Origin of the sequence: Psychrobacter sp. ENNN9_III (assembly GCF_001462175.1) — a bacterium.
Classification (GTDB): domain Bacteria; phylum Pseudomonadota; class Gammaproteobacteria; order Pseudomonadales; family Moraxellaceae; genus Psychrobacter.
Genome location: NZ_LNUO01000061.1, coordinates 1 through 21,799, shown reverse-complemented (window position 1 = coordinate 21,799; position 21,799 = coordinate 1). Strand labels below are relative to the sequence as shown.

At 42.3% G+C, this 21,799-nt stretch carries 18 protein-coding genes and 2 riboswitches; of the genes, 8 read left to right on the top strand and 10 right to left on the bottom strand.

Translation table 11 applies throughout. From position 1 onward, the window contains the following. Positions 1-79: 79 nt before the first annotated feature. The 4 genes from PENNN9_RS04320 to PENNN9_RS04305 form a co-directional block, all read right to left on the bottom strand. Positions 80-1,303, bottom strand: coding sequence for a vWA domain-containing protein (locus PENNN9_RS04320; RefSeq protein WP_058368505.1), 1,224 nt, complete (start codon positions 1,301-1,303; stop codon positions 80-82). Positions 1,304-1,314: 11 nt separating this feature from the next. After that, positions 1,315-2,181 (bottom strand): AAA family ATPase, encoded by an 867-nt coding sequence (locus tag PENNN9_RS04315; protein ID WP_058368504.1) that lies wholly within the window; start codon positions 2,179-2,181, stop codon positions 1,315-1,317. Positions 2,182-2,458: 277 nt separating this feature from the next. Beyond that, a complete protein-coding gene (locus PENNN9_RS04310; protein ID WP_075102843.1) occupies positions 2,459-3,100 on the bottom strand; it encodes a hypothetical protein in 642 nt (213 codons plus the stop codon). Positions 3,101-3,340: 240 nt separating this feature from the next. Continuing rightward, positions 3,341-3,661, bottom strand: a complete 321-nt coding sequence (locus PENNN9_RS04305) for a YcgL domain-containing protein (RefSeq protein WP_058368503.1) — start codon at positions 3,659-3,661, stop codon at positions 3,341-3,343. A gap of 299 nt (positions 3,662-3,960) precedes the next feature. Then, a riboswitch (glycine riboswitch) is annotated at positions 3,961-4,093 on the top strand. 56 nt (positions 4,094-4,149) lie between these two features. Then, positions 4,150-4,301, top strand: a riboswitch (glycine riboswitch). Positions 4,302-4,466: 165 nt separating this feature from the next. Here PENNN9_RS04305 and gcvT point away from each other — a divergent pair. The 5 genes from gcvT to PENNN9_RS04280 all read left to right on the top strand — a co-directional run bounded on the left by gcvT (position 4,467) and on the right by PENNN9_RS04280 (position 11,154). Continuing rightward, complete coding sequence (gene gcvT / locus PENNN9_RS04300) at positions 4,467-5,657, top strand: glycine cleavage system aminomethyltransferase GcvT (RefSeq protein ID WP_058368502.1); 1,191 nt, start codon at positions 4,467-4,469, stop codon at positions 5,655-5,657. Positions 5,658-5,813: 156 nt separating this feature from the next. Next, on the top strand, positions 5,814-6,194 hold the full coding sequence (gene gcvH / locus PENNN9_RS04295) for a glycine cleavage system protein GcvH (protein WP_058368501.1): 381 nt from the start codon (positions 5,814-5,816) through the stop codon (positions 6,192-6,194). A 270-nt stretch (positions 6,195-6,464) separates the two neighbouring features. Further along, a complete protein-coding gene (locus PENNN9_RS04290; protein WP_227511714.1) occupies positions 6,465-7,223 on the top strand; it encodes a nitroreductase family protein in 759 nt (252 codons plus the stop codon). A 145-nt stretch (positions 7,224-7,368) separates the two neighbouring features. Continuing rightward, on the top strand, positions 7,369-10,269 hold the full coding sequence (gene gcvP, locus PENNN9_RS04285; RefSeq protein WP_058368499.1) for an aminomethyl-transferring glycine dehydrogenase: 2,901 nt from the start codon (positions 7,369-7,371) through the stop codon (positions 10,267-10,269). Between the two features lie 210 nt (positions 10,270-10,479). Then, positions 10,480-11,154: an esterase/lipase family protein gene (locus PENNN9_RS04280; protein ID WP_058368498.1), complete on the top strand. Its 675-nt coding sequence runs from the start codon at positions 10,480-10,482 to the stop codon at positions 11,152-11,154. Positions 11,155-11,182: 28 nt separating this feature from the next. On the opposite strand, the gene PENNN9_RS04275 is transcribed toward PENNN9_RS04280, so the two are convergent. From PENNN9_RS04275 to PENNN9_RS04260, 4 genes are all read right to left on the bottom strand, one after another. Then, complete coding sequence (locus PENNN9_RS04275; protein ID WP_227511713.1) at positions 11,183-12,544, bottom strand: ribonuclease D; 1,362 nt, start codon at positions 12,542-12,544, stop codon at positions 11,183-11,185. 204 nt (positions 12,545-12,748) lie between these two features. Then, the gene (gene recR / locus PENNN9_RS04270; RefSeq protein ID WP_058368497.1) at positions 12,749-13,342 is read right to left on the bottom strand and encodes a recombination mediator RecR; all 594 of its coding nucleotides are present in this window, start codon (positions 13,340-13,342) and stop codon (positions 12,749-12,751) included. A 107-nt stretch (positions 13,343-13,449) separates the two neighbouring features. Then, positions 13,450-13,779 (bottom strand): YbaB/EbfC family nucleoid-associated protein, encoded by a 330-nt coding sequence (locus PENNN9_RS04265; protein ID WP_058368496.1) that lies wholly within the window; start codon positions 13,777-13,779, stop codon positions 13,450-13,452. Between the two features lie 85 nt (positions 13,780-13,864). Next, positions 13,865-15,157, bottom strand: coding sequence for an O-succinylhomoserine sulfhydrylase (locus PENNN9_RS04260; protein WP_058368495.1), 1,293 nt, complete (start codon positions 15,155-15,157; stop codon positions 13,865-13,867). A 451-nt stretch (positions 15,158-15,608) separates the two neighbouring features. Between PENNN9_RS04260 and PENNN9_RS04255 the strand changes: the two genes are divergently transcribed. From PENNN9_RS04255 to dusA, 3 genes are all read left to right on the top strand, one after another. After that, entirely contained in the window at positions 15,609-17,249 is a 1,641-nt protein-coding gene (locus PENNN9_RS04255) for a phospholipase D family protein (protein ID WP_058368494.1), read from the top strand. A 231-nt stretch (positions 17,250-17,480) separates the two neighbouring features. Next, the gene (locus PENNN9_RS04250) at positions 17,481-18,782 is read left to right on the top strand and encodes an MFS transporter (RefSeq protein ID WP_058368493.1); all 1,302 of its coding nucleotides are present in this window, start codon (positions 17,481-17,483) and stop codon (positions 18,780-18,782) included. Between the two features lie 147 nt (positions 18,783-18,929). After that, positions 18,930-19,901 (top strand): tRNA dihydrouridine(20/20a) synthase DusA, encoded by a 972-nt coding sequence (gene dusA, locus PENNN9_RS04245; protein ID WP_058368492.1) that lies wholly within the window; start codon positions 18,930-18,932, stop codon positions 19,899-19,901. 34 nt (positions 19,902-19,935) lie between these two features. On the opposite strand, the gene PENNN9_RS04240 is transcribed toward dusA, so the two are convergent. Together PENNN9_RS04240 and PENNN9_RS04235 are read right to left on the bottom strand one after the other, a co-directional pair. Further along, the gene (locus tag PENNN9_RS04240) at positions 19,936-20,718 is read right to left on the bottom strand and encodes a CPBP family intramembrane glutamic endopeptidase (RefSeq protein ID WP_075102839.1); all 783 of its coding nucleotides are present in this window, start codon (positions 20,716-20,718) and stop codon (positions 19,936-19,938) included. Between the two features lie 78 nt (positions 20,719-20,796). Next, complete coding sequence (locus PENNN9_RS04235; RefSeq protein ID WP_058368490.1) at positions 20,797-21,684, bottom strand: alpha/beta fold hydrolase; 888 nt, start codon at positions 21,682-21,684, stop codon at positions 20,797-20,799. Positions 21,685-21,799: the final 115 nt, after the last annotated feature.

The following is a 21,799-nucleotide window of genomic DNA, read 5'->3' as shown; positions in this document are numbered from 1 at the left end:
CCTACTATAATTTATAGTAGTGGTCTCTTTGAAGTTCATGGTTGATTATTAAACTTGTGTAAACATATAGAATGGACAATTAACGGGCTAAGTAAGCAGTCATGTCCTCCACACCATGCAATGTCATAGGATACATCTGATCATTGAACAACTTTTTGATTTCACCAATAGTTTGGGTATATTTCCAATAAGCTGGAGTTTCAGGATTTAACCAGGCGACTCTATCGAAGTGAGCCAGTACTCTTTTTAACCATACGACACCCGCTTCGTTGTTCATATATTCGACACTACCACCGACTGAAAACAATTCATAAGGTGACATAGATGCATCACCGACGAATATCACTCGATACTCACGACCATAGGTGTTTAGTAGCTCAAAAGTTGGCATTGGCGCACTATGACGGCGATTATTGTCTTTCCAAACATAATCGTAAAGACAGTTATGAAAGTAAAAGAACTCTAATGTTTTAAATTCATTTTTTGCGGCAGAAAACAACTTTTCTAGTGCTTCCACATGAATATCCATACTGCCACCCACATCAAATAGCATCAGTACTTTTACACGGTTGCGACGCTCCGCTTGCATATGAATATCGAGTACGCCTTTTTTAGCAGTACGCTTGATTGTCTCTTTGATGTCAAGTTCATCAGCACTACCAGTGCGCGCAAATTGACGCAAATTGCGCAGTGCCATCTGAATCTGACGAGTACCGAGCAGGTTATCGTCATCAAGATTGCGGTATTTACGCTGCTCCCAGACTTTGGCTGCACTACGTTTGCGTGATTCCCCTCCGACGCGTACGCCTTCTGGATGATCCCCATAAGCACCAAATGGTGAGCTACCACCTGTGCCGACCCATTTGCTGCCGCCTTGATGTCGCTCTTTTTGCTCCTTTAGGCGCTCCTCAAGTGCTTTCATTAGCTCCTCAAGCGAGCCATATTTTTTTAATAAGCGTCGCTGCTCTTCGGTTAGATTCTTTGGATCTAGCTTGAGATCGAGCCACTCTTTTGGAACGTCCGTCAACTTTGCCATTAAGTCATCAATGTCTAAGCTATCAATTCCTTCAAAATAATCTGCCATGGCGCGGTCAAACTTGTCAAAATGGCGCTCATCTTTGACCATGCATAGCCGAATAAGACGATACATGTCTTCGCGGCTGGCAAAGGTAGACAGCGCTGGATTCTCAGGATGCGGCTGCATCATCAAACCCTGATCTAACGCGGCATTTAAATCAAGTAGCTCGCGCGTGCTGACTGGCACACCATAAGTCCGCAGGGTATAAAATAGTTTGATAAACATAGTGTTTAACCTTAGCGGCGCATCATATTAGCAAAACGCTGTAATAAATTGACATCAGCTTCATTCTTTAGCAGTGCACCGTATAGAGGCGGAATGGACTTCTCTCCACGCAGATTTTCTTCTAATTCTTCTTGTGCCATATCATCAGCCAGCAGTAAAGTTAACCAATCGACCAACTCTGAGGTTGATGGTGGTTTTTTGAGTCCTTGAATATTACGCAGTTTATAAAAGATATCGAGCGCATCGTTGACCAGCTTTTCTTGGATATTTGGGAAATGCACTTCAATAATTTGGCGCATGGTTTGCTCTTCTGGGAAGTCGATATAATGAAAAAAGCAACGACGCAAAAACGCGTCTGGCAGCTCTTTTTCATTGTTTGAAGTAATAATGACGACTGGACGCTGCTCGGCAGTAATGGTCTCGCCTGTCTCATAAACATAAAAAGACATTTTATCGAGTTCATGCAGCAAATCATTAGGAAACTCGATATCTGCTTTATCCACTTCATCGATGAGGAGCACGCTGCGCTCTTTACTGGTGAAAGCCTCCCAAAGCTTACCAGGCTTGATGTAGTTGCCAATCTCATATACTTTATCATCCCCTAACTGCGAATCACGCAAGCGCGATACTGCATCGTACTCATACAATCCCTGCTCAGCTTTAGTAGTCGATTTGATGTGCCAAGTAATAAGCGGCATACCTAAGCTGTTAGCCACTTCTTCTGCAAGTAGCGTTTTACCCGTGCCAGGCTCACCTTTAATCAGCAGCGGCTTTTGTAACGTCATCGCTGCATTAACTGCCAGTTGCAGATCATCAGTGGCAATATAGCTTTTGGTACCTGTAAAGCTCGGTTTTGCAGTCTTATTCTCAGTGCTCATGGTCAAATCTCTGTCGTTGTTATCAATGTGAAATTATAGAAAATTAATGGTTTAGATTAGCACAGCATATCTCAATGCCCAAATACTCATGCGTCGCAGTCACTAGTGAAGCTCAAACAATTTAGGGCTATAAAACAAATCTATGACCAAAAAAAAGACACGCATAGGTGTCTTTTATCATGTTACACGCATAGGTGTCTTTTATCATGTTACTTAGTCTCTATCTTATATCTCTATAGAGCTTTTAAAACTTATAATCGTTACCAGTTAAAAGTTATTATCTCTTATCTAGATTGACTGAACTGCCTTTAGCAGCTTCCTCATTTTTAGTGCTAAGAGAATCTTTGGTCGTAGTGTTATCACTCACTGGGGTATTCACTGGTAAAGAGCCGTTACTTAACTCACCTGTACTACTTTTTTCGCCTATATAATTACCCGTTGCCAGCTGCAGGTTTGCTTGTGTGTCTTCAGCGCTACGATGACGGGCTCTATCCAAACTTGACTCAAAAGCCCCGCGAATAAGCTGCCAGACAAAACCTACGAATAAACCGGCGACCAATACTATTAGAACGGGTAACGAATTGGTGATAGCGCCTACCATATCTTTCATCATAATAGCATAGACCACGCTGATGCTTGCCGGTGCAATAACACTAGGATCGCTCAGTGCAGTCCCTGGCGCCAAGAGAACAGCAAATAGGACCATCCAGCTCATGCCACCTAATGGACGCGGCAACATACGTGCCACCAATATCCAAAGTAGCAATACTATAATAGAGCCGCCAAGGTATGCGTACATTGGCAAATCAGCAGGCGGCACATCTTTAACCATCTGACTCCACCAAATGACAATCTCACCAAGAAGATCGCTAAGCTTTTCTAGAGGTAAGCTTTCTAAGATACTTTTTAACCAGTCCATGCGTGTTTAGTTACCTAAGTTTATAAGTTGCTCGGTTTATCAGTCGCTTGGTTTGTAAATCAATGACAATGATCTTACAGCTAGTAGCAAAATCACTATTTAAAGAATTACTAACTAAAAAATCACTATTTAAAGAATTACTAACTAAAAAAACAATAACCAAATAGTCATCTAATCGACTGACCGCTTAGCATCGATATACAAGCTTGATAGGTGATTAGTTTATCACGATATAGATACTCAATCGTAAATATTGTCTTGAGACTCACGAGCACGCAACTCTGCTTGACGGCGCATCACATCTTGTGGCGGCATTTGAACAAAATACCCTTGGGATTTTAGTTTTGCCAATACATCCTTTTTATCAACGCGAGCAAGCGTTGGCGTTGTCTCTAAATCTAAATGCATAACAAATTTGCTCACCCCCAAACTGGCTCTAAAGTCTTTTGGCAATACACTTAACCAATCTTTAATTTCGTCGGTGTCATCAGGGTAGTCTGGACGAGCAATGTAGACATACATATCGTCATGTTTGGGAAACTTATAAATATCACAATGCATAAAACACCTATCTAACACGAAAAATGAAAGCAAATCACACATCAAAACTGACATAAAAAATGCTTATGAATAATAGAATTATAGCCTATCACGGTATGACTTGTTATCAATAGTGACTTTTAGTATAGGCAACTTTATTTAGCGCTTAGTGTGTGTCTTCATTGAAACGTTACTCAGACCTGATTTTTAATTTATAAGCATCTGTCTGTCAAGCTACCAAAATATTAGGTTTTTATAAAATTATTGGTATTAAAATCCCATTGATGACTTGTAAAAGCGTGCCTAACCTTTCATAATAAAAGCGTTTTTCAGGAGAGAGTCATTTAGCAGTATGAGCCCTTATATTTATAAGGCGTTACTGATACTGTCATACGACCACCGAAGGCGCATCCACCCTGCCAATCGCTCAGGTAAAAGGACTGAAAAACGCATGTCCCTCGTTGTCTATTTGCATTTTTCATTTTAATTTTGCAATCATACACAAGCGACATAACAAATCTGGAGAGAGGTAAGGCGCTAGCAACGGCACCTTACCCACCGAAGGGGAGAAAATACGATACTGTGTGCTCATATTAAGTCATAACTGCTAACATATAGCTATCGTGTTGAAAATCTCAGGTCACAGGACAGATAGGGCTTTTGCTTAAACGGACATTATGCGTCTGTTTGGCTTCTTGCTTTATTTTTTGTGCTACCCTTTAGAGCAATGCTTGCACCTTGCAATCTTGCTTCTCGCTACTGTAATGACGCTCATCATCCTTGTACTTTTTACAAAAGACTGATGACGTACACACAAGGATTTGTTATGACTGATACTAATTCTCAAAATACCAGTTCTCAGGAAAATACTAGCCACGCCCCTCAGCACACTCCTCTATACCAGTCTCACGTCGATAGTGATGGCAAGATGGTGGACTTTTCTGGCTGGGAGCTGCCAATTCATTATGGCTCGCAAATCGAAGAGCATGAGGCTGTACGTACTGATGCTGGCATGTTTGATGTCTCACATATGGTCGTGGCTGATGTCAAAGGTCAAGACGCCAAAGCATGGTTACAAAAACTGCTGGCAAACGATGTCAATAAACTAAAAACAGTCGGTAAAGCTTTATACTCTCCTATGCTGAATGAGCAAGGCGGTATTATTGACGATCTTATTGTCTACTTAATAAATGCTGATGAGACTGAATATCGTATCGTATCAAATGCGGGCACTCGCGATAAGAACATCGCTCACTTTAATAAAGTTTCTGACGCTTTTGATGTCACGATTATTGAGCGTCCAGAGCTTGCTATGCTTGCCGTCCAAGGGCCAAATGCAGTCGCAAAACTAGCTCAAGCCAAACCAAGCTGGAGCGCTATTCTTGATGGATTAAAGCCTTTCGTTGGTGCTGATCTTACCGATATAGAGGGTACAGATTGGTTTGTCGCTCGTACTGGTTATACGGGTGAGGATGGCGTTGAAGTCATTATGCATGCTGATGACGCGCCAGCTTTCTTTGAGCTATTAAAAGCCAATGGCATCAAACCGGCTGGGCTTGGCGCGCGTGATACGCTACGCCTAGAAGCCGGTATGAATCTTTATGGTCATGATATGGATGAGAGCATCAGCCCTTACGAATGTAACATGGGCTGGACACTTGCTCTAAAAGACGATCGCGACTTTGTTGGTCGTGAAGCCTTGGTCAACCAGCGCAAGCAAGCAAAAGAAGACGGCACTGCAATGAAACAAGTTGGTCTACTATTGACAACTCGCGGTGTCTTGCGTGAAGGGATGGAGGTGACCATCAACCAAGGCGCGGACAACGAGCAAAAAGGCATTATCACTAGTGGCACATTCTCCCCTAGCCTCAAAAGCTCTATCGCTATCGCCCGTGTCCCTGCTAGCTTATCAGACGATGATAAAGTGCAAATCGATTTACGCGGTAAAGGTAAATTCGTAGATGCACGCGTCCTTAAGCTACCATTTGTACGCAATGGTAAACAGCAGTTCGACTGATTTTAATATTGACTAAATTAAACGAATACTGTTTGATTATGGGTTAATCGAGACTTTTGATAACAACGCTGAAAGTGTCGATTGACCACAGCCTATTATTGGCTCTTATTTTTTATATGTTCTATTAACCAGCCTCTATCATTTAGGAGAGACACCATGAGCAATGTTCCAGCAGAATTAAAATACATCGCTAGCCACGAATGGTTACGTTTAGAAGAAGACGGTACTATCACCGTTGGTATCACTGATCATGCCCAAGACTTGCTTGGTGACGTGGTGTTCGTTGAGTTACCAGAAGTTGGTGACACTATCGTCGTTGATGATGAAATCTCAGTGGTAGAGTCAGTAAAAGCGGCCTCTGATGTGTATGCGCCTATCTCAGGTGAAGTCGTTGCTATTAATGAAAGTTTAGAAGATGATCCAGAAATCATCAACTCAGACCCTTATGGCGATGGCTGGTTCTTTAGAATGAAACCTGACAACTTGGATGACTACGGAGCGCTATTAACGGCTGAAGAGTATCAAAACGAGCTATAATTTTTTAAAGCTTTTATGCTAACGTCTTACGCTAGCTATCAAAAAACTGCAGATATTGGCGTCAGCTGATGTCTGCTTATGTCTTATAAGACATAGTTAACCTTATCAAAAAACCAACTGGCTATCGTGTTACGCCATTTATACCATCCTATTATTACCTGTTTTTTGCTTATATTTTTATCTTTTTTTTATTAACGCGACGTTTTGGAGCTTTATATGAGTCAAGCAGATATTAACGACAACCATATCAATGCAGCCGACGCGCCAAAGATGCGAGCAGAGAAAAGCAAAACAGACAATCTAGCAACGCCAAGCTATACTCCGCAACTGCAAGCCTTTAGCCAAGTTATAGAATCGCGTCGTTCGGTACGCCGCTTTACTGATACGCCTATTCCTGATGATGTGCTCGCAGAATGCCTACGACTTGCAATGCTAGCGCCAAACTCTAGTAACTTGCAGCCGTGGGAGTTTTATGTGATTGACAGCGCAGATAGCCGCAAACGCGCTGTTAAAAACTGTATGAACCAAAATGCCGCAAAAACATCTGCCCGTTTGATTGCCGTTGTTGCACGTACAGATATTTGGCATGATCACGCTAAGCAGGTTTTGCGTGAGTATCCTGATAAGCCTGTACCAAAAAAGGTGACGGACTACTACACCAAAGTAGTCACAGCAGACTTTTTGCGTGGTCCGATAAACGCAATCTCTGTCGTTAAATGGGGCGCAACGCAAGTAGCTAGGCGAGTAAAAGGTCCAATAAAGTCGCCTTACTATACCTTTGAAGATGTCAAAAACTGGGCGACAAACAATACAGCGCTTGCTGCTGAAAACTTAATGCTAGCGTTACGGGCACATGGGTTTGATAGCTGTCCGATGGGTGGTTTTGACGAGCCCGCAATGAAAAAGCTGCTCAACCTTGGCGATGACCACCATATCGTTATGATGATTGGTGCAGGCGAGCGTTCTGACAAAGGTATTTATCACTCGCAGTTTCGCTTCGACCAAAAGCAGTTTGTTCACTATGTTTGACCCTATATATTGTCGAGCTTTATACGGTCTATCTCGTATTTTTTAACCCTTTAATAAGTGTCTGGTCTAAAGTTATTTTCTCAATTTTATGCCATCTTTTTTATCCTAACTTATTACTTTTTTACCAAGTCTATTAAGGATTGTCATGACTAATTCTCAAAAACCTACCTTTGATACTTTTAAAGGTTTATTTAATGAAACTGAATTTGTTTATCGTCATTTAGGTTCCAATGATGCCAAGCAAGCTGATATGCTAAGTGCTATTGGTTATAAAGACATGGCAAGCTTTATTAATGATACGGTCCCTGAACCAGTACGCATACATAGAGAATTAGATTTGCCACTTGCAATGAGTGAGCATGCAGCACTTGCCAAATTACGTACTATGGCAGACAACATCACAGTCAATAAGAGTTATATCGGTCAAGGTTACTCGCCTGTGCGTATGCCAGCGGTGATTCAGCGTAATGTGCTTGAAAATCCAGGTTGGTATACTGCCTATACGCCTTATCAAGCTGAAATCGCTCAAGGTCGTCTAGAAGCATTGCTTAATTTTCAGCAAGTTTGTATTGATCTTACTGGACTTGAGCTGGCTGGTGCATCGCTACTTGACGAGGCGACTGCCGCTGCAGAAGCGATGGCCATGTCAAAGCGTATGAGTAAAAGCAAATCAAACCAATTTTTTGTTGATGAGCGTATCTACCCGCAAACACTAGATGTCATCCACACTCGTGCTAAGTATTTTGGTTGGGAAGTCGTCGTTGGTGATTTTGAGACTGCCAAATCGGGTGATTATTTTGGTGCCTTATTCCAGTATGTCGGTGTCGAGGGTGATGTTAAAGACTTAACCGACGTTATTAGCGCTGTTAAGCAAAACAAGACCTACACGTCAGTCGTCAGCGATATCATGAGCTTGGTGTTATTAAAGTCACCTGCTGATATGGGTGCAGACCTTGCCCTAGGTAGCACGCAACGTTTTGGTATCCCTATGGGCTTTGGTGGTCCACACGCTGCCTATTTTGCATTCTCTGATAAAGCAAAACGCTCCGCACCTGGTCGTATCATTGGGGTTTCAAAAGACTCACAAGGCAATACTGCCCTGCGTATGGCGTTACAGACTCGCGAGCAGCATATCCGCCGCGAAAAAGCCAACTCAAATATCTGTACCTCACAAGTATTGCTTGCCAACCTTGCTGGCATGTATGCCGTCTATTATGGCCCAAGCGGTGTAAAGCGTATCGCTACTCGTATTCATGCGTTTGCGACTGCTTTTGCTGATGTTATTAGCACTGCAGATAGCGATAATCAACTAAATGTCGTTCATAAGCAGTTTTTTGACACCGTGGTGGTTGATTGTGGCTCAGAAAAGCTTGCCACACAAATCTTTGAGAATGCAGACAATGTTGGCTACAACTTATGGCGTTTGAGTGAAAATAAACTGGGTGTGTCATTTAGTGAAATCAGTGACGAGAAAGACTTTAATGTCTTAACTCAATTATTTGTTAATAAGTCACATGATCTGCCTGAAGCGGCTTCTGTCTCTTTAGATGCGGAGCATTTACGTACAGACGATATACTGACTCATCCTGTATTTAACTCGCATCATACCGAGCATGAAATGCTGCGTTACTTAAAATCGCTTGAAGATAAAGATTTGGCGATGAACCGCAGTATGATTCCACTTGGTAGCTGTACGATGAAGCTAAACGCTACTAGTGAGATGTTACCTATTACCTGGCCTGAATTTGCGAACGTGCATCCTTTTGCACCGCGTGACCAAGTCGGTGGCTATATCGATATGATTGATAGCTTACAAGAGCAGCTAAAAGCCATTACAGGTTTTGATGATGTCTCTATGCAGCCAAACTCTGGTGCTTCAGGTGAGTATGCAGGGCTGCTAGCAATTCGTCGCTATCATGAATCACTAGGCGAAACAGATCGTGATGTTTGCCTCATTCCTCAATCAGCGCACGGTACCAACCCTGCGACGGCGATGATGATGGGCATGAAAGTCGTCGTGGTCAAAACAGATGACAACGGTAACGTAGATATAGATGATCTTAATGCTAAGTGTGAAGAACACAGCAAACACCTTGGCGCCTTGATGATTACTTATCCGTCAACGCATGGTGTATTTGAAGAAGGCATTCGCAAGATTTGTGACCTCATCCATAAGCATGGTGGTCAAGTCTATATGGATGGCGCTAATATGAACGCTCAGGTTGGTATCATGCAGCCGGCTGACGTTGGTGCAGACGTCCTACATATGAACCTTCACAAGACTTTTTGTATTCCACATGGTGGCGGTGGTCCTGGTATGGGCCCTATCGGTATGCAGGCGCATTTGGCGCCATTTATGGCTAACCACACTATCAGTCCAGTCCATAATGCGCAAAAGGACTGCTCAGCAGTATCTGCCGCACCGTATGGTTCTGCGAGTATCTTACCGATCTCATGGATGTATATCGCGATGATGGGCCGTGATGGCTTACTTAAAGCAACCAATCTGGCACTTTTAAACGCCAACTATGTTGCCTCTCAGTTAAAAGGCCACTACCCTGTTCTATACACGGGTAAAAATGGTCAAGTCGCACACGAATGTATCATTGATATTCGTCCACTAAAAGAAGAGACAGGTATCAGCGAGAGCGATATCGCCAAACGCTTGATGGACTATGGCTTCCATGCGCCAACAATGAGCTTCCCAGTAGCTGGCACCTTGATGATTGAGCCGACAGAGTCTGAGTCTGTTGAAGAGCTAGATCGCTTTATCAATGCATTAAAATCTATCAAAGCCGAAGCGATGAAAGCCAAAGCGGGCGAAGACGGTTGGACACTTGAAGACAATCCATTGGTTAATGCCCCGCATACAGCTTCTATGATCACTGATAGCGAATGGACCCATCCATACAGCCGTGATGTCGCTGCGTTCCCACTGCCTTACGTCCGTGCTCATAAGTTCTGGCCAAGTGTGGCACGTGTTGATGACGCTTATGGCGACAAAAACCTAATGTGTTCTTGCCCAAGTATCGAAAACTATATGTAGTATGTGGTAACAGGCAGTCGTCTTAAGTCTTTTATATAAAAACAAACCTCCAAGTCAGTAGCTGATTTGGAGGTTTTTATTTTTTACATTACTTATATACCTATTTATCATAAGCAATTAACAAGATTATTTAACGATATACTAAGGCATGTTCAATACTTATTAATAGGCACTGCTGATCATTATTTAACACATTTTTTGGACGATAACATGCAACAAAAAAACCGCGTCATTCTTATTCATGGTCTGCATCAAACCGCATGGATTATGCGACCATTGGCCAAACGCTTGCAAGCCGCAGGCTTTAGTACTCATCAATACGGCTACCGTAGTATGCGTGACAGTATTACGACCAATAGTCAGCGTCTTAATACGTGGCTTGAAAACAACCATCATCCCGACCAGCCGTTAGATTTGGTGGGGCATAGTTTAGGCGGGCTGATTATTCGCGACTTTGTTTACCATTATCCAAAGTGGCAGATTGGACGCTGTGTGACCCTAGGTACACCGCATGTTGGCAGCGTTTGTGCCGATTATATCTGGCGATTAACCCCTGCCATTGTAGGCCGCTCATACGTCGATGCATTAGATGGGACGGTGGCACCATTGCCACAACATATTACTTTGGGAGTGATTGCGGGTAATAAGCCCTATGGTTTAGGGCAACTGTTTTTGCAATATCATAATCGAAAATTGCGTAAAGCAGACAAATCAAATCCTGAGCAAGAACTTGTGCATGATGGAACGGTATATGTAAAAGAGACTAAAATTGACGCTGCCACGGATCATATCGTCTTACCTGTCTCGCATACAGGCATGTTAGTAAATGAAACAGTGGCTAAGCAAACTGAACACTTTTTGCAGCACGGAAAATTTAAACGCTGATATTTAACCAAGACAAATATCCAAACGCTCAAATATTAATACCCATCCCTTGCTGCAATTCAGTCTTATGTTGTTCAATCACTGGAATCAAAGTTTGCATCACCCACTCATTACGCCAGCCTTTTAGACCTTCTGGTAATTCGGCCAAATTTTTATCAAAGGCAATAACCTCATAAAGCTGACCTAACCATTTTTTGCGCATAAGCACGTTAGCTGGCACGCCAAGCTCTTTAGCTTGCTCGTCTACCGCTTGCTGTACCGCTTTTGATAGTACTTTATTTTTCGAGCGGTATGGCGGTAGTAGACACTCTGGATGCTCAACAGGCGCTAAGTTTTTTGCCTCTTTAATGACCTTTAGCAGCTCCTCACCATAAAGTCGCAACATACTACGGTGCATCGTCGTCTTATGGGCAAGCGCGCGCATACTCATTGGCTGTTCAGTGATAATCTCACGTACCGCCTGTTTTTTGATTACAAAGGTACGCGGCTGGTTGGTCGAACGTGCCAGCGCTTCACGCCAAGTAGCCACTGCTTTTAGTATAGCCATCTGCTGCGAATTATAACGATAATCTGCCATCGTCAAATACATAGCTTCATCTTCAACATGCTGCACCTTGTATAGTTCATGAGCATAGAGCTGACAATCCGCCCATACATAATCATATAAACCTTGCTTTTTTAATTCATATTCCAGACTCAAATATAGCGCAGGTAGAAAACGCACATCATCAATAGCATATTGTTCTTGTTCATCCGATAACGGACGTTGTAGCCAATCAGACTGGCTTTGCTCTTTGTCAATTTGCATGTCTAACTGATCATCAAGCGCTTGCTGATAGCCCATTTGCAGTTGACCCGTTAAATAAGACAGCGCAATTTGCGTATCAAAAATATTGGTCAATGGCGGACAGCCAGAGAGTAGATAAAAAATGCCTAAATCTTCTCCGCAAGCATGCCAAATCGCCACATCGACTTCAGTTAGCACTTGCCATAGTTCAGCTAGTTGCAGTTGCGGCGCATCTAATAAATAAATGTGATCGCCAGTATTAAGCTGCACCAATGCCAAGCGTGGATAGTAGGTATCACGCTTGATAAATTCAGTATCTAACGCTACCCGTCCGCAAACTTCCAAGGCTTTGATAACCTCGTCCAACTGTCCTTGCTCACGTACCCAAGTGACAGACGCTTCATCTGCTATGTCTAGCAATGCGTCAATATCTGGCTCGACAAGCATGTCTACCATATTAGTAACTGCGTACGTTTGACCCTTGTCAACGCCTTCTTTTGCATCGGGTTGCAAAACATTATCTCGAAACAAACCGCCTTGAGACAAATCATCTTGCGATAAATTGGTTTGGGCGCTTAAATCAACAGAGCTTAGATCAGACACGGGCAGATACCTGCTTAAATAGAAGAAAAAAGAGCGCTATCAATAGCGCTTAGAGACAATAAAAGAAAATTATAACAAATTAGCGTTCATGTTTTGGCGCGTTTCGTATAACAGCGTCAAGTTTAAAGCAATAATGACGTATATAAAAACTTACACGCTTAAAGCCATTAGGTACGAGACTAAAACATATAGCCTTTGTTTATATTATAAAAAGGAGCGATTTTGTAGTGCCTGTCCCAATGTCATACTATCTAGATATTCAAGCTCACCGCCTATGGGTACGCCTTGTGCCAAACGTGTGACTTTATTGACATGACGGCTCACCGCTTCGCTGATAAAGTGTGCCGTTGTCTGACCTTCAACGGTGGTACCTGTTGCCAATATCAGCTCCTCCACCTGCTCTTGTTTAACACGCCATACCAGCTGGTCAATGTTTAAATCATCAGCACTAATACCATCAATCGGTGACAGATGCCCGCCTAAGACAAAATAACGTCCACGGTAGCCTGCGGTTTGCTCGATGGCCATGACGTCAGCGGCGGTTTCGACCACACATAACAATCCATTATCACGTCTTGGATCTTGGCACAGTGGACAAACCGCATCATCACTGAAGCTATGACAACGCTGACACTCAACAATATCACGCATTGCCTCATCAAGTGCTTGAGCAAGTGCCATCCCTTGCGGACGTTTTTTGGTAAGGAGGTGGAGTGCCATACGCTGGGCACTTTTTTGCCCAACACCTGGTAAAATACGCAGCTGTTTAACCAGCTGATCAAATTTAGCTGTAAGCAAATCTGCTTCCTTTATCTATAAACCGTAGATATAAAAATGGGGTCGTATCCGGTGGATAACAACCCCATTATTGTCTTCAATATGCAGTATTTACCGCAAATTGAGACTTAGAATAAACCCTGCATACCTGGTGGCAGACCCATACCTGAAGTCGCGCCAGCCATTGTCTCTTCATACAGCTCATCCGCTTGACGGACCGCGTCATTGATAGCAGCAGCGATCAAATCTTCAATCATATCAGGCTCATCTTCAAGCAAGCTTGGATCGATACTTAAACGCTTGACCACGTGACGACCGGTCATAGTGACTTTGACTAAGCCACTACCCGCCTCTGCTTGGACTTCTTTATTTGCTAGATCCTTTTTTGCCGATTCGACATTGGCTTCGACCTTTTTTTGCATTGTCTGAGCTTGCTGCATAAGTGCTTGAATGTTCATAATTGCCTCTTTGTTTTATATTGATGAATGATAAATAGCTTTTAATCATAAAGTTAATACGATAACGTTGATTATACCGTCATCTTTATAAACTGTCTAAACCACGCGCCAAATCTTTGATAATGTCTTCCACATCTTCTAGTCCTACTGACAACCGAATAAGCCCATCTTTGACACCAGCCTCAGCGCGTGCCTCAGGGGTAAGCCTAAAATGAGTCGTGGTCGCAGGATGGGTAATGGTGGTTTTGGCATCCCCTAAATTATTAGTAATAGAGACCATTTGTGTTGAGTCAATGACATGCCAAGCAGCTGCTTTTGTATCGCGTTTGTTGGCATGATTGTCATCAGTAGACGCTTTAACCTCAAACCCCATAATGGCGCCATAGCCATTCTTCATATGATGCTGACGTTTGGTAAGCTCATGAGAGGGATGATCTAAGAGCCCTGAAAAGTGCACTTTACTGACGTTAGGATGACTGTTCAAAAACTCTGCCACTTGATTGGCATTGGCACAGTGCGCCTGCATACGTAATTTAAGGGTCTCAAGCCCTTTGGTAAAGACCCAAGCATTGAACGGACTCATGCTAATACCGCCTGAGCGTACAACGGTAAATGCTTCTTGCATCAGCTTATCACTACCGACAAGCGCACCGCCTAATACTCGGCCTTGTCCGTCCAAGTATTTGGTTGCAGAATGAATAACCACATCAGCCCCTAAATCTAACGGCCGCTGTAGCGCTGGCGTGGCGAAGCAATTATCAACGACTAGTAACACATCATTGGCTTTACACAGCTGACTTAAATAACCAATATCACAAATCTGGGCCAACGGATTACTTGGGCTTTCGCAATAAATCACTTTAGTATTTGGTTGTATAGCATTTGCCCATGCTTCATTATCGAAGCAATCAACATAGCTGACCTCAACGCCAAACTTAGCCATGTAATTATTAAATAAACCAATGGATGAGCCAAAGAGCTGGTTGGCTGCAAGCAGATGATCACCCGCCTTTAGGTAGGCTAAGCACATAGTCAAAATCGCGCCCATACCTGAGGCCGTGGCAACCGCACGTTCACCGTTTTCAAGTGCGGCTAGACGACGCTCAAAGGTGCGCACGCTGGGGTTGGTATGGCGCGAATAAACATTACCGGTCTTTGTCCCATCAAAATGCGCGGCAGCATCACTTGCTGAAGCATAAACATAAGAGCTGGTGGTAAAGATAGGTTCGGCGTGTTCTCCTTCATCGGTACGATGCTGCCCTGCTCGAACCGCAATAGTCTGCATGCCATAATCAAGATCTAAATCTAAAGCATCATTGCGCCAGTTTGGATCCAATTGATTTGAATTGCTTTTATTATGCGCTTGCGATTGACTCATAAGTTTTCCGTTACTATGGTTGATATTAACATTACTGATTGTATTTTTAATGATAGATAAGTCAAAGCGCTTATCATATCATGCTCCTATATAACAGACATTAAATTTCAGGTATCGCTTTTGATTGCTTATCTATTTCAAATTTATTTTAAAACACTCAACGTTCATAGTCGGTTTCAAGCACTTGTTATGAATTATTTTTAAAAGCTTTTTTTAAATAACAGAACCTAGACTAAGTTCAAGTTGTTATACCAGTGCGATTGAATGCTGATTTAAGAAAAATAACGTATTTTTTTATATGCAGATACTGCGTCACCTGCTAAGCTTGGCAGCGTTTTAAACTGTGCTTTAAACGCTGCTATTATATATCTTATAAACAATGCTATTATTCCTCCACATTAGTCTATATAAATTTCAATATATTTTAGATATTTACCAAGGTAAACCAGTTATGTCGATGTTAAGTAGAGAGCCGAGCAGCTTGTCACTGAGTCTAACACTTGGTCTAACATTAGGTCTTAGTGGATGCCAAAGCTTGCCAAAACAGCCGCATCTGCCTGAAAGCCAAGCGTTATCAGCGCGTGTCAATGCTTTATACCAACAAGACAGTAGCTTGGATAATGAAGGCAAAAATAGCATCATTAATAACAACGACTTAGTGGCAGCCATCAGTGAACAAAACGATATTCATCCTGAGCTATCGGGTTATCATCCTATTGTCACTGGAGCAAATGCTTTCGCCTCGCGGAGTATTCTGACTGATATGGCTACTCGTAGTATTGATGTGCAGTACTATATTTGGCACGATGACCAAGCAGGCCAACTGTTGCTAAAAGATTTGTGGAAAGCTGCTGAGCGCGGGGTAATCGTACGCTTACTACTTGATGATTTTAATAACAATTCAAAGCTTGATCAGCACTTGTTACGTTTTGCCAGTCATCCAAATATCGCTGTACGCATTATCAACCCTTTGATGCATCGTAAAGTTCAAGCGTTGAACTTCGTTACTGGTTTGCCGCGTATCAACAGACGCATGCATAATAAAAGCATGACCTTTGATAAACAAATCACCGTTATCGGAGGACGCAATATTGGTAACGAGTACCTTAGTAATGATCAAAGCAGTCAATTTGCTGACCTAGACGTGCTACTCATTGGCAAAGTAGTAGCCGATATTGACAACAGTTTTATAAGCTATTGGTCAGCTCCTATATCCTTCGATATAGAAACGCTAGTGACTCTTGATAAAGGCGCTACCAGTAATTTTTTGTCAGGTTTAGATAAATTAGATGGAGATGAGAAGAGCCGTACCAGCAGTAGTTTAGCGACCTATAAAACAGCTATTGAAGACTCATCTATCGATACCGACCTTATCAATAAGCGTGTACCATTTCGTTGGACAGATATGCAGTTCTTAAGCGATGATGTGGGCAAATTGACCAAAACCGTCCCTACTGACAGCAACTTAGTCCATCAATTAAGGACACTACTTGGTAGCCCGTCTGAAAAGCTAACCATAATTTCGTCCTATTTTGTCCCAACTAAAGCTGGGGTAGACACGTTAGTACAACTAGCAGAATCAGGAATTGATATAAAGATTTTGACCAACTCTTTTAATGCAACTGATGTAACCGCGGTTCATTCTGGCTATAGTAAGTGGCGCCCTCACTTACTCGCTGCTGGCGTTAAAATATATGAGCTAAAATCAACCGCTAGTGAAGAAAAGCGCGAAAACAAACTGTGGAAAGCGCGCAGTCAGTCGTCAACCAGCCTACATGCAAAGACTTTCGCTGTAGATGACCATCAAGTCTTTATTGGTTCCTATAATGTTGACCCGCGCTCAGCTAATATTAACACCGAAATGGGCGTGATTATCAGTGACGATGAGCTGGCAAGACAACTACATGCAGCACTCAGTGATGATCTATTGAGCCAAGCCTATGAAGTAAAATTAATAGATAACCATCAATTACAATGGCATACGCTCGAAGATGGAGAGAAAGTGGTGTATGATTCAGAACCAAAAGTAGATTTTACTGATCATTTATGGCTGACTATCATGTCTTGGTTGCCTATTGATTGGTTGTTATAAATATTAACTATGTCTTCTTTTAATGTTATCAATGTCATTATTCATTACGTCGTTATTCATTACATAGTCGCAAGATATTTTCGTTAAAATCTTTTTTAATCAAAACGTTCTAACTTATTTCTTTGGCAAATCAGCATATACCCATGTTGGTTTGCTACTTTTTATGATGGTCGGTTATCTCTACGATGACCGTCTTAACAACCACTTTTATATGTGGATGCGTGATCAATTATGCCCTCTCGTTCTCAATATGCCCTGATGACCTCTAAAGACAAAAGTACCGTTCTGTTTGTCTGCTTTTGCAGCGCTGTTGCTTTTTTTGACTTTCTAATTTATTTATATATCGCAGACATCGTATCGTCTGCTTTTTTCCCTCCTAGTTCTAACACTGATACTATAAGACTACGAGGACTTGGACTATTCGCAGTAGGGTATCTGGCACGACCTCTTGGTGGCATTATTCTTGGACGTTATGGCGATATCAAAGGGCGTAAGCCTACTTTATTAATCAGTATGTCTATCATTGCAGGCAGTTTGCTGGCGATAGCGTTTTTACCAACGTATGCACAATGGGGCATTTTAGCGCCAGTTCTGTTCATTCTCCTTAGGCTTATACAAGGTATGGCATTTGGCCTTTATGTACCATTGGCTTGGGTTTTTGTCGCAGAGCATGTACCGCGGCAGTATCTATCAGTGAGCTGTAGTTATGTGACGGCAAGCTTTTTTATAGGTGTGCTGTTTTCTAATGCTTTTTTTGTATGGCTTACTGGCTCTATGACTCCTACAGAGCTGACCAGTTACGGCTGGCGTTTGCCATTTCTTATTGCAGCGATTCTAAGCTTTTTACCTCTACTTGTATGGCGTTTTCTTGATGAGTCACCATTCTTTTTAGAGCTAACAAAGTCAAAACCTAATAGTCATATCAATCAACCTTTTACCTTGCTCTTTAAACATTGTAAGCATTCAATGTTTATCGGTATGATGCTAACTTTGGTTATATCTAGCATTACAACTGTCATCATACTACTACTCCCAGACTTAATTGAATTACGGTTTGCTTTAGACAAAGATCTATTTGGGTTTTCACACAGTTTGGGCATTGTGTTTATGATCTTTGGCTGCGTATTCTATGGAATATTATCCAACTACCAGAATTTTGGTAAAATTTTGGTAGTTGGTTCTGTTCTACTCATTGCTCAGATGTTTGCGTTTTTTTATCATATGCAAGCTGGCGGTGATTATATTCTGATCATGTATGCCCTTTTAGGGTTTTGCGCTGGCATCGTGGGAATGGTACCTGCTATCTTTGTCCAATTATTCCCCACCAATGTACGTCTGACAGGAATGGGATTTTGTTACAACGTGACCTATGCTCTTGTAGGCGTATCCGTACCTTTTGGTCTTGGCTATGCCACTACGTTTGTAAGCTTTTCGCCCGCACTGTATATCGCTTTTATCGGCTTGATTGGCATTATAATGGGATTTTATTTTTATAACCTGCCCGAATATAAAAGAATCAATCAGTTAATCTAGCTTTGTTATTATTCATTTTACTTATCGTCTGATTACTTACTGCGCTTGTTTGATAGACTTTTTAATCAAGCGTTAGATGTAATGACACGATTGTTTCGTTATATCTCATACAAACGCTTAAAAACAAAATATTAAGGCTCAACAATCATGGTTGATATGACCAATAAACGTCTTTCAGTTGCTCCGATGATTGACTGGACAACGACGGATTATCGTTACTTTGCGCGATTGTTTAACCCGCAAGTGTATCTGTACACCGAGATGATCAGCACTGGCGCACTTATTTATGGCAATCGTGCGCGGCACTTACGCTTTGATGCATTAGAGCATCCTGTGGTACTGCAGCTTGGCGGCGCAGATACTACCGAGATGACTCAATGCGCTGAATTTGCTCAGCAGCATAATTACGATGAAGTCAATATCAACGTTGGCTGCCCCTCTGATCGTGTACAACATAACAAAATCGGTGCCTGCCTAATGGCAGAGCCTAACACTGTGGCCAACTTAGTAACGCACATGCAGGCGGCTGTAGATATTCCAGTAACCGTCAAACATCGCATCGGTATTGATGATTTTGACAGTTATGAGTTTATGGCAGATTTTGTAAAGACGGTAGCTGACGCTGGTTGTACGCGTTTTATCGTGCATGCGCGCACAGCTTGGCTACAGGGGTTGAGCCCTAAGCAAAACCGCGAGATACCGCCATTACGTTATGATGATGTTTATCGTCTTAAGCAGGACTTTCCAGAGCTTGATATTGAGATTAATGGTGGTATCGAGACTGTCGCTGATATTGCCACGCACTTACAATATATCGATGGGGTAATGATTGGACGGGCTTTTTATCATAACCCTTATCTATTAGCAGAAGCTAATAGCTTATGGGATCAGCCGATACCTAAACGTTCAGATATTTTAGCGCAGCTGTATCCGTATTTAGAGGAACAGCTTATAAAAGGTGAGACACTATCGACGATGGCGCGGCATTACTTGGGGTTATTTCAAGGATTGCCCGGTGCTCGCAAGTGGCGACAGGCATTAAGCGGTAAGCCGCAGCTGACACTTGATGATATCAAAAAAGCTGCCGACGAAGTTTTGCAATTGAACCCTAACGCTTAATTTATTCTGCGTGTTTTGGTCAAGTATTTTTTACTTAACCAACTTGGGTTAGGTACTGCCACATAGCAACACCATTATTGATAATATGTAGTAACATAGGTAGTACTAACGAGCCTGACTTGATACGCGCGTAGCAAAATATAAATGCTAGTACTATGATAGTAGTGATTTCATAAATACCGTACTGCAAGTGAATCACGGCAAAAATAAAGCTGGTTACGATACTCGCTAGCAGTGCGCCATTCAACTTCGCTGGCGCAAACTGCTCTGCAACAGCCGACCATAAGATACCGCGAAAGACCAACTCTTCGTATATCGGTGCGACAATCACCATCGCAAAGACGAGCAACCACACTGAGCTGACAGACTGATATAAAGGATCTACAAAAGCCAGTGGTGACTTATCCAACCAATAAGTCAATGTTTGGCTGCCAATCATGAACACTAACAGTATGCCAAACATACCAATGCCAATTGTAAAGGAAAATGGCTTGATCGCTAAATATTCACGTATATCACCAGATTTTACACGTACAATCAAATAGCTCAGTGCCATCAATATTAGGCAACTGATAATAATCGAAGCACTCACCACTGTCCCATCATTACTGCCAAAAAAGAATATATCTCCTATCGTTGTGCTTTTGGTAGCCGGCAGCCATAACCTGCCTGCGATATATACTCCTATCAACTGACTGATAAAAAAAGCAATGACCATTCCTATAACAAGAGAAAATGCACCTAAGCGCGAAAACAAAGCTGGGCGCTTGGGTTGCGGTGTCACTGTATTATTTACAGTAGTAGCACGGTTTGACATATCAAGACCCAAAACAGTAACTTATAATTCTCATAAGTATTTATGATATATAGTATTTAATTAGTATTTAATCGCCAATTAAGATAATAATTGCTGCTTAATCAATGTTAACACTTGCTGTGCAACAGATTCTGGATGTTCAAGCGGAAACATATGACCACCTGCATGGGTTTTATAAGGAATACCTAAGCGCTTTTGGATTTGCTGCGGGAAACGGCGTTTTAAAAATATACTATCCTCTCCAATAATGAGCGTCACTGGCGGCTTGGGCCTACGATTGGGTGACAACCAGTACCAAGAAGGGTTGGTACGAAATACAGCAACCTCGCTGTCTTTAGGAATGGCTAACGTGACTTTGCCATCTGCACGCTCATACAAGCCATGCTGAATGTAACCTTCAAAGCTACGCTCGTCAAAATTTTTAAAAAACCCTTTATGACGCATCTTTTCATAAGCATCTTCACGACTGTCCCAAACATCACGGCGGTTCTTAGAGATACCAGACGGGGACAGCTTATCCATCAGTCGATGATTCATTCGGGGCAACTTGTCAGCTGTTTTTGCGACATGCCATAGCAAGCTTGACTTGCCATAAACCCAAGGCGGATCCATAAGTACTGCTTGATGAAATATATTGGGGGCGCGGTACAACGCTTGCAACGTACACATGGCACCAAGTGAGTGACCCACTGCCACTACTTTTGAGATGCCATGCTTCTCACAGACAGTCTTTACGCTATCGACAATTTGCTGGGTTAGACTGCGCCAATGATCATCAACAGGATAATCTGGATCACTACCTAACATCGGTATGTATTCAACCGTAAAAAATTCGGCCAACGTCTCAAAAAATGGCTGATAGACCGCACTTGGCATCCCGTTGGCATGCGCAAAATGAATGACTGGCTTTTGGGTTATGTTAGATACAGGCAATGATGCAAAGGTCTGCAAATTGATTTCGCTCATGACAGGCTCTCATTATTTCTTATAGAGGTTGCTTTTAAAAGCTTGGTGCTTGATTTGGTAATTTATTTATAATTTAAACTGTCTATATAACTGAGGCTGAGCATAAATATATGCT

Coding starts and splice junctions, on each gene's coding strand:
- PENNN9_RS04320 (WP_058368505.1), bottom strand. CDS start 1,303: ATGTTTATCAAACTATTTTATACCCTGCGGACTTATGGTGTGCCAGTC.
- PENNN9_RS04315 (WP_058368504.1), bottom strand. CDS start 2,181: ATGAGCACTGAGAATAAGACTGCAAAACCGAGCTTTACAGGTACCAAA.
- PENNN9_RS04310 (WP_075102843.1), bottom strand. CDS start 3,100: ATGGACTGGTTAAAAAGTATCTTAGAAAGCTTACCTCTAGAAAAGCTT.
- PENNN9_RS04305 (WP_058368503.1), bottom strand. CDS start 3,661: ATGCATTGTGATATTTATAAGTTTCCCAAACATGACGATATGTATGTC.
- gcvT (WP_058368502.1), top strand. CDS start 4,467: ATGACTGATACTAATTCTCAAAATACCAGTTCTCAGGAAAATACTAGC.
- gcvH (WP_058368501.1), top strand. CDS start 5,814: ATGAGCAATGTTCCAGCAGAATTAAAATACATCGCTAGCCACGAATGG.
- PENNN9_RS04290 (WP_227511714.1), top strand. CDS start 6,465: ATGCGAGCAGAGAAAAGCAAAACAGACAATCTAGCAACGCCAAGCTAT.
- gcvP (WP_058368499.1), top strand. CDS start 7,369: ATGACTAATTCTCAAAAACCTACCTTTGATACTTTTAAAGGTTTATTT.
- PENNN9_RS04280 (WP_058368498.1), top strand. CDS start 10,480: ATGCAACAAAAAAACCGCGTCATTCTTATTCATGGTCTGCATCAAACC.
- PENNN9_RS04265 (WP_058368496.1), bottom strand. CDS start 13,779: ATGAACATTCAAGCACTTATGCAGCAAGCTCAGACAATGCAAAAAAAG.
- PENNN9_RS04260 (WP_058368495.1), bottom strand. CDS start 15,157: ATGAGTCAATCGCAAGCGCATAATAAAAGCAATTCAAATCAATTGGAT.
- PENNN9_RS04255 (WP_058368494.1), top strand. CDS start 15,609: ATGTCGATGTTAAGTAGAGAGCCGAGCAGCTTGTCACTGAGTCTAACA.
- PENNN9_RS04250 (WP_058368493.1), top strand. CDS start 17,481: ATGCCCTCTCGTTCTCAATATGCCCTGATGACCTCTAAAGACAAAAGT.
- dusA (WP_058368492.1), top strand. CDS start 18,930: ATGGTTGATATGACCAATAAACGTCTTTCAGTTGCTCCGATGATTGAC.
- PENNN9_RS04240 (WP_075102839.1), bottom strand. CDS start 20,718: ATGTCAAACCGTGCTACTACTGTAAATAATACAGTGACACCGCAACCC.
- PENNN9_RS04235 (WP_058368490.1), bottom strand. CDS start 21,684: ATGAGCGAAATCAATTTGCAGACCTTTGCATCATTGCCTGTATCTAAC.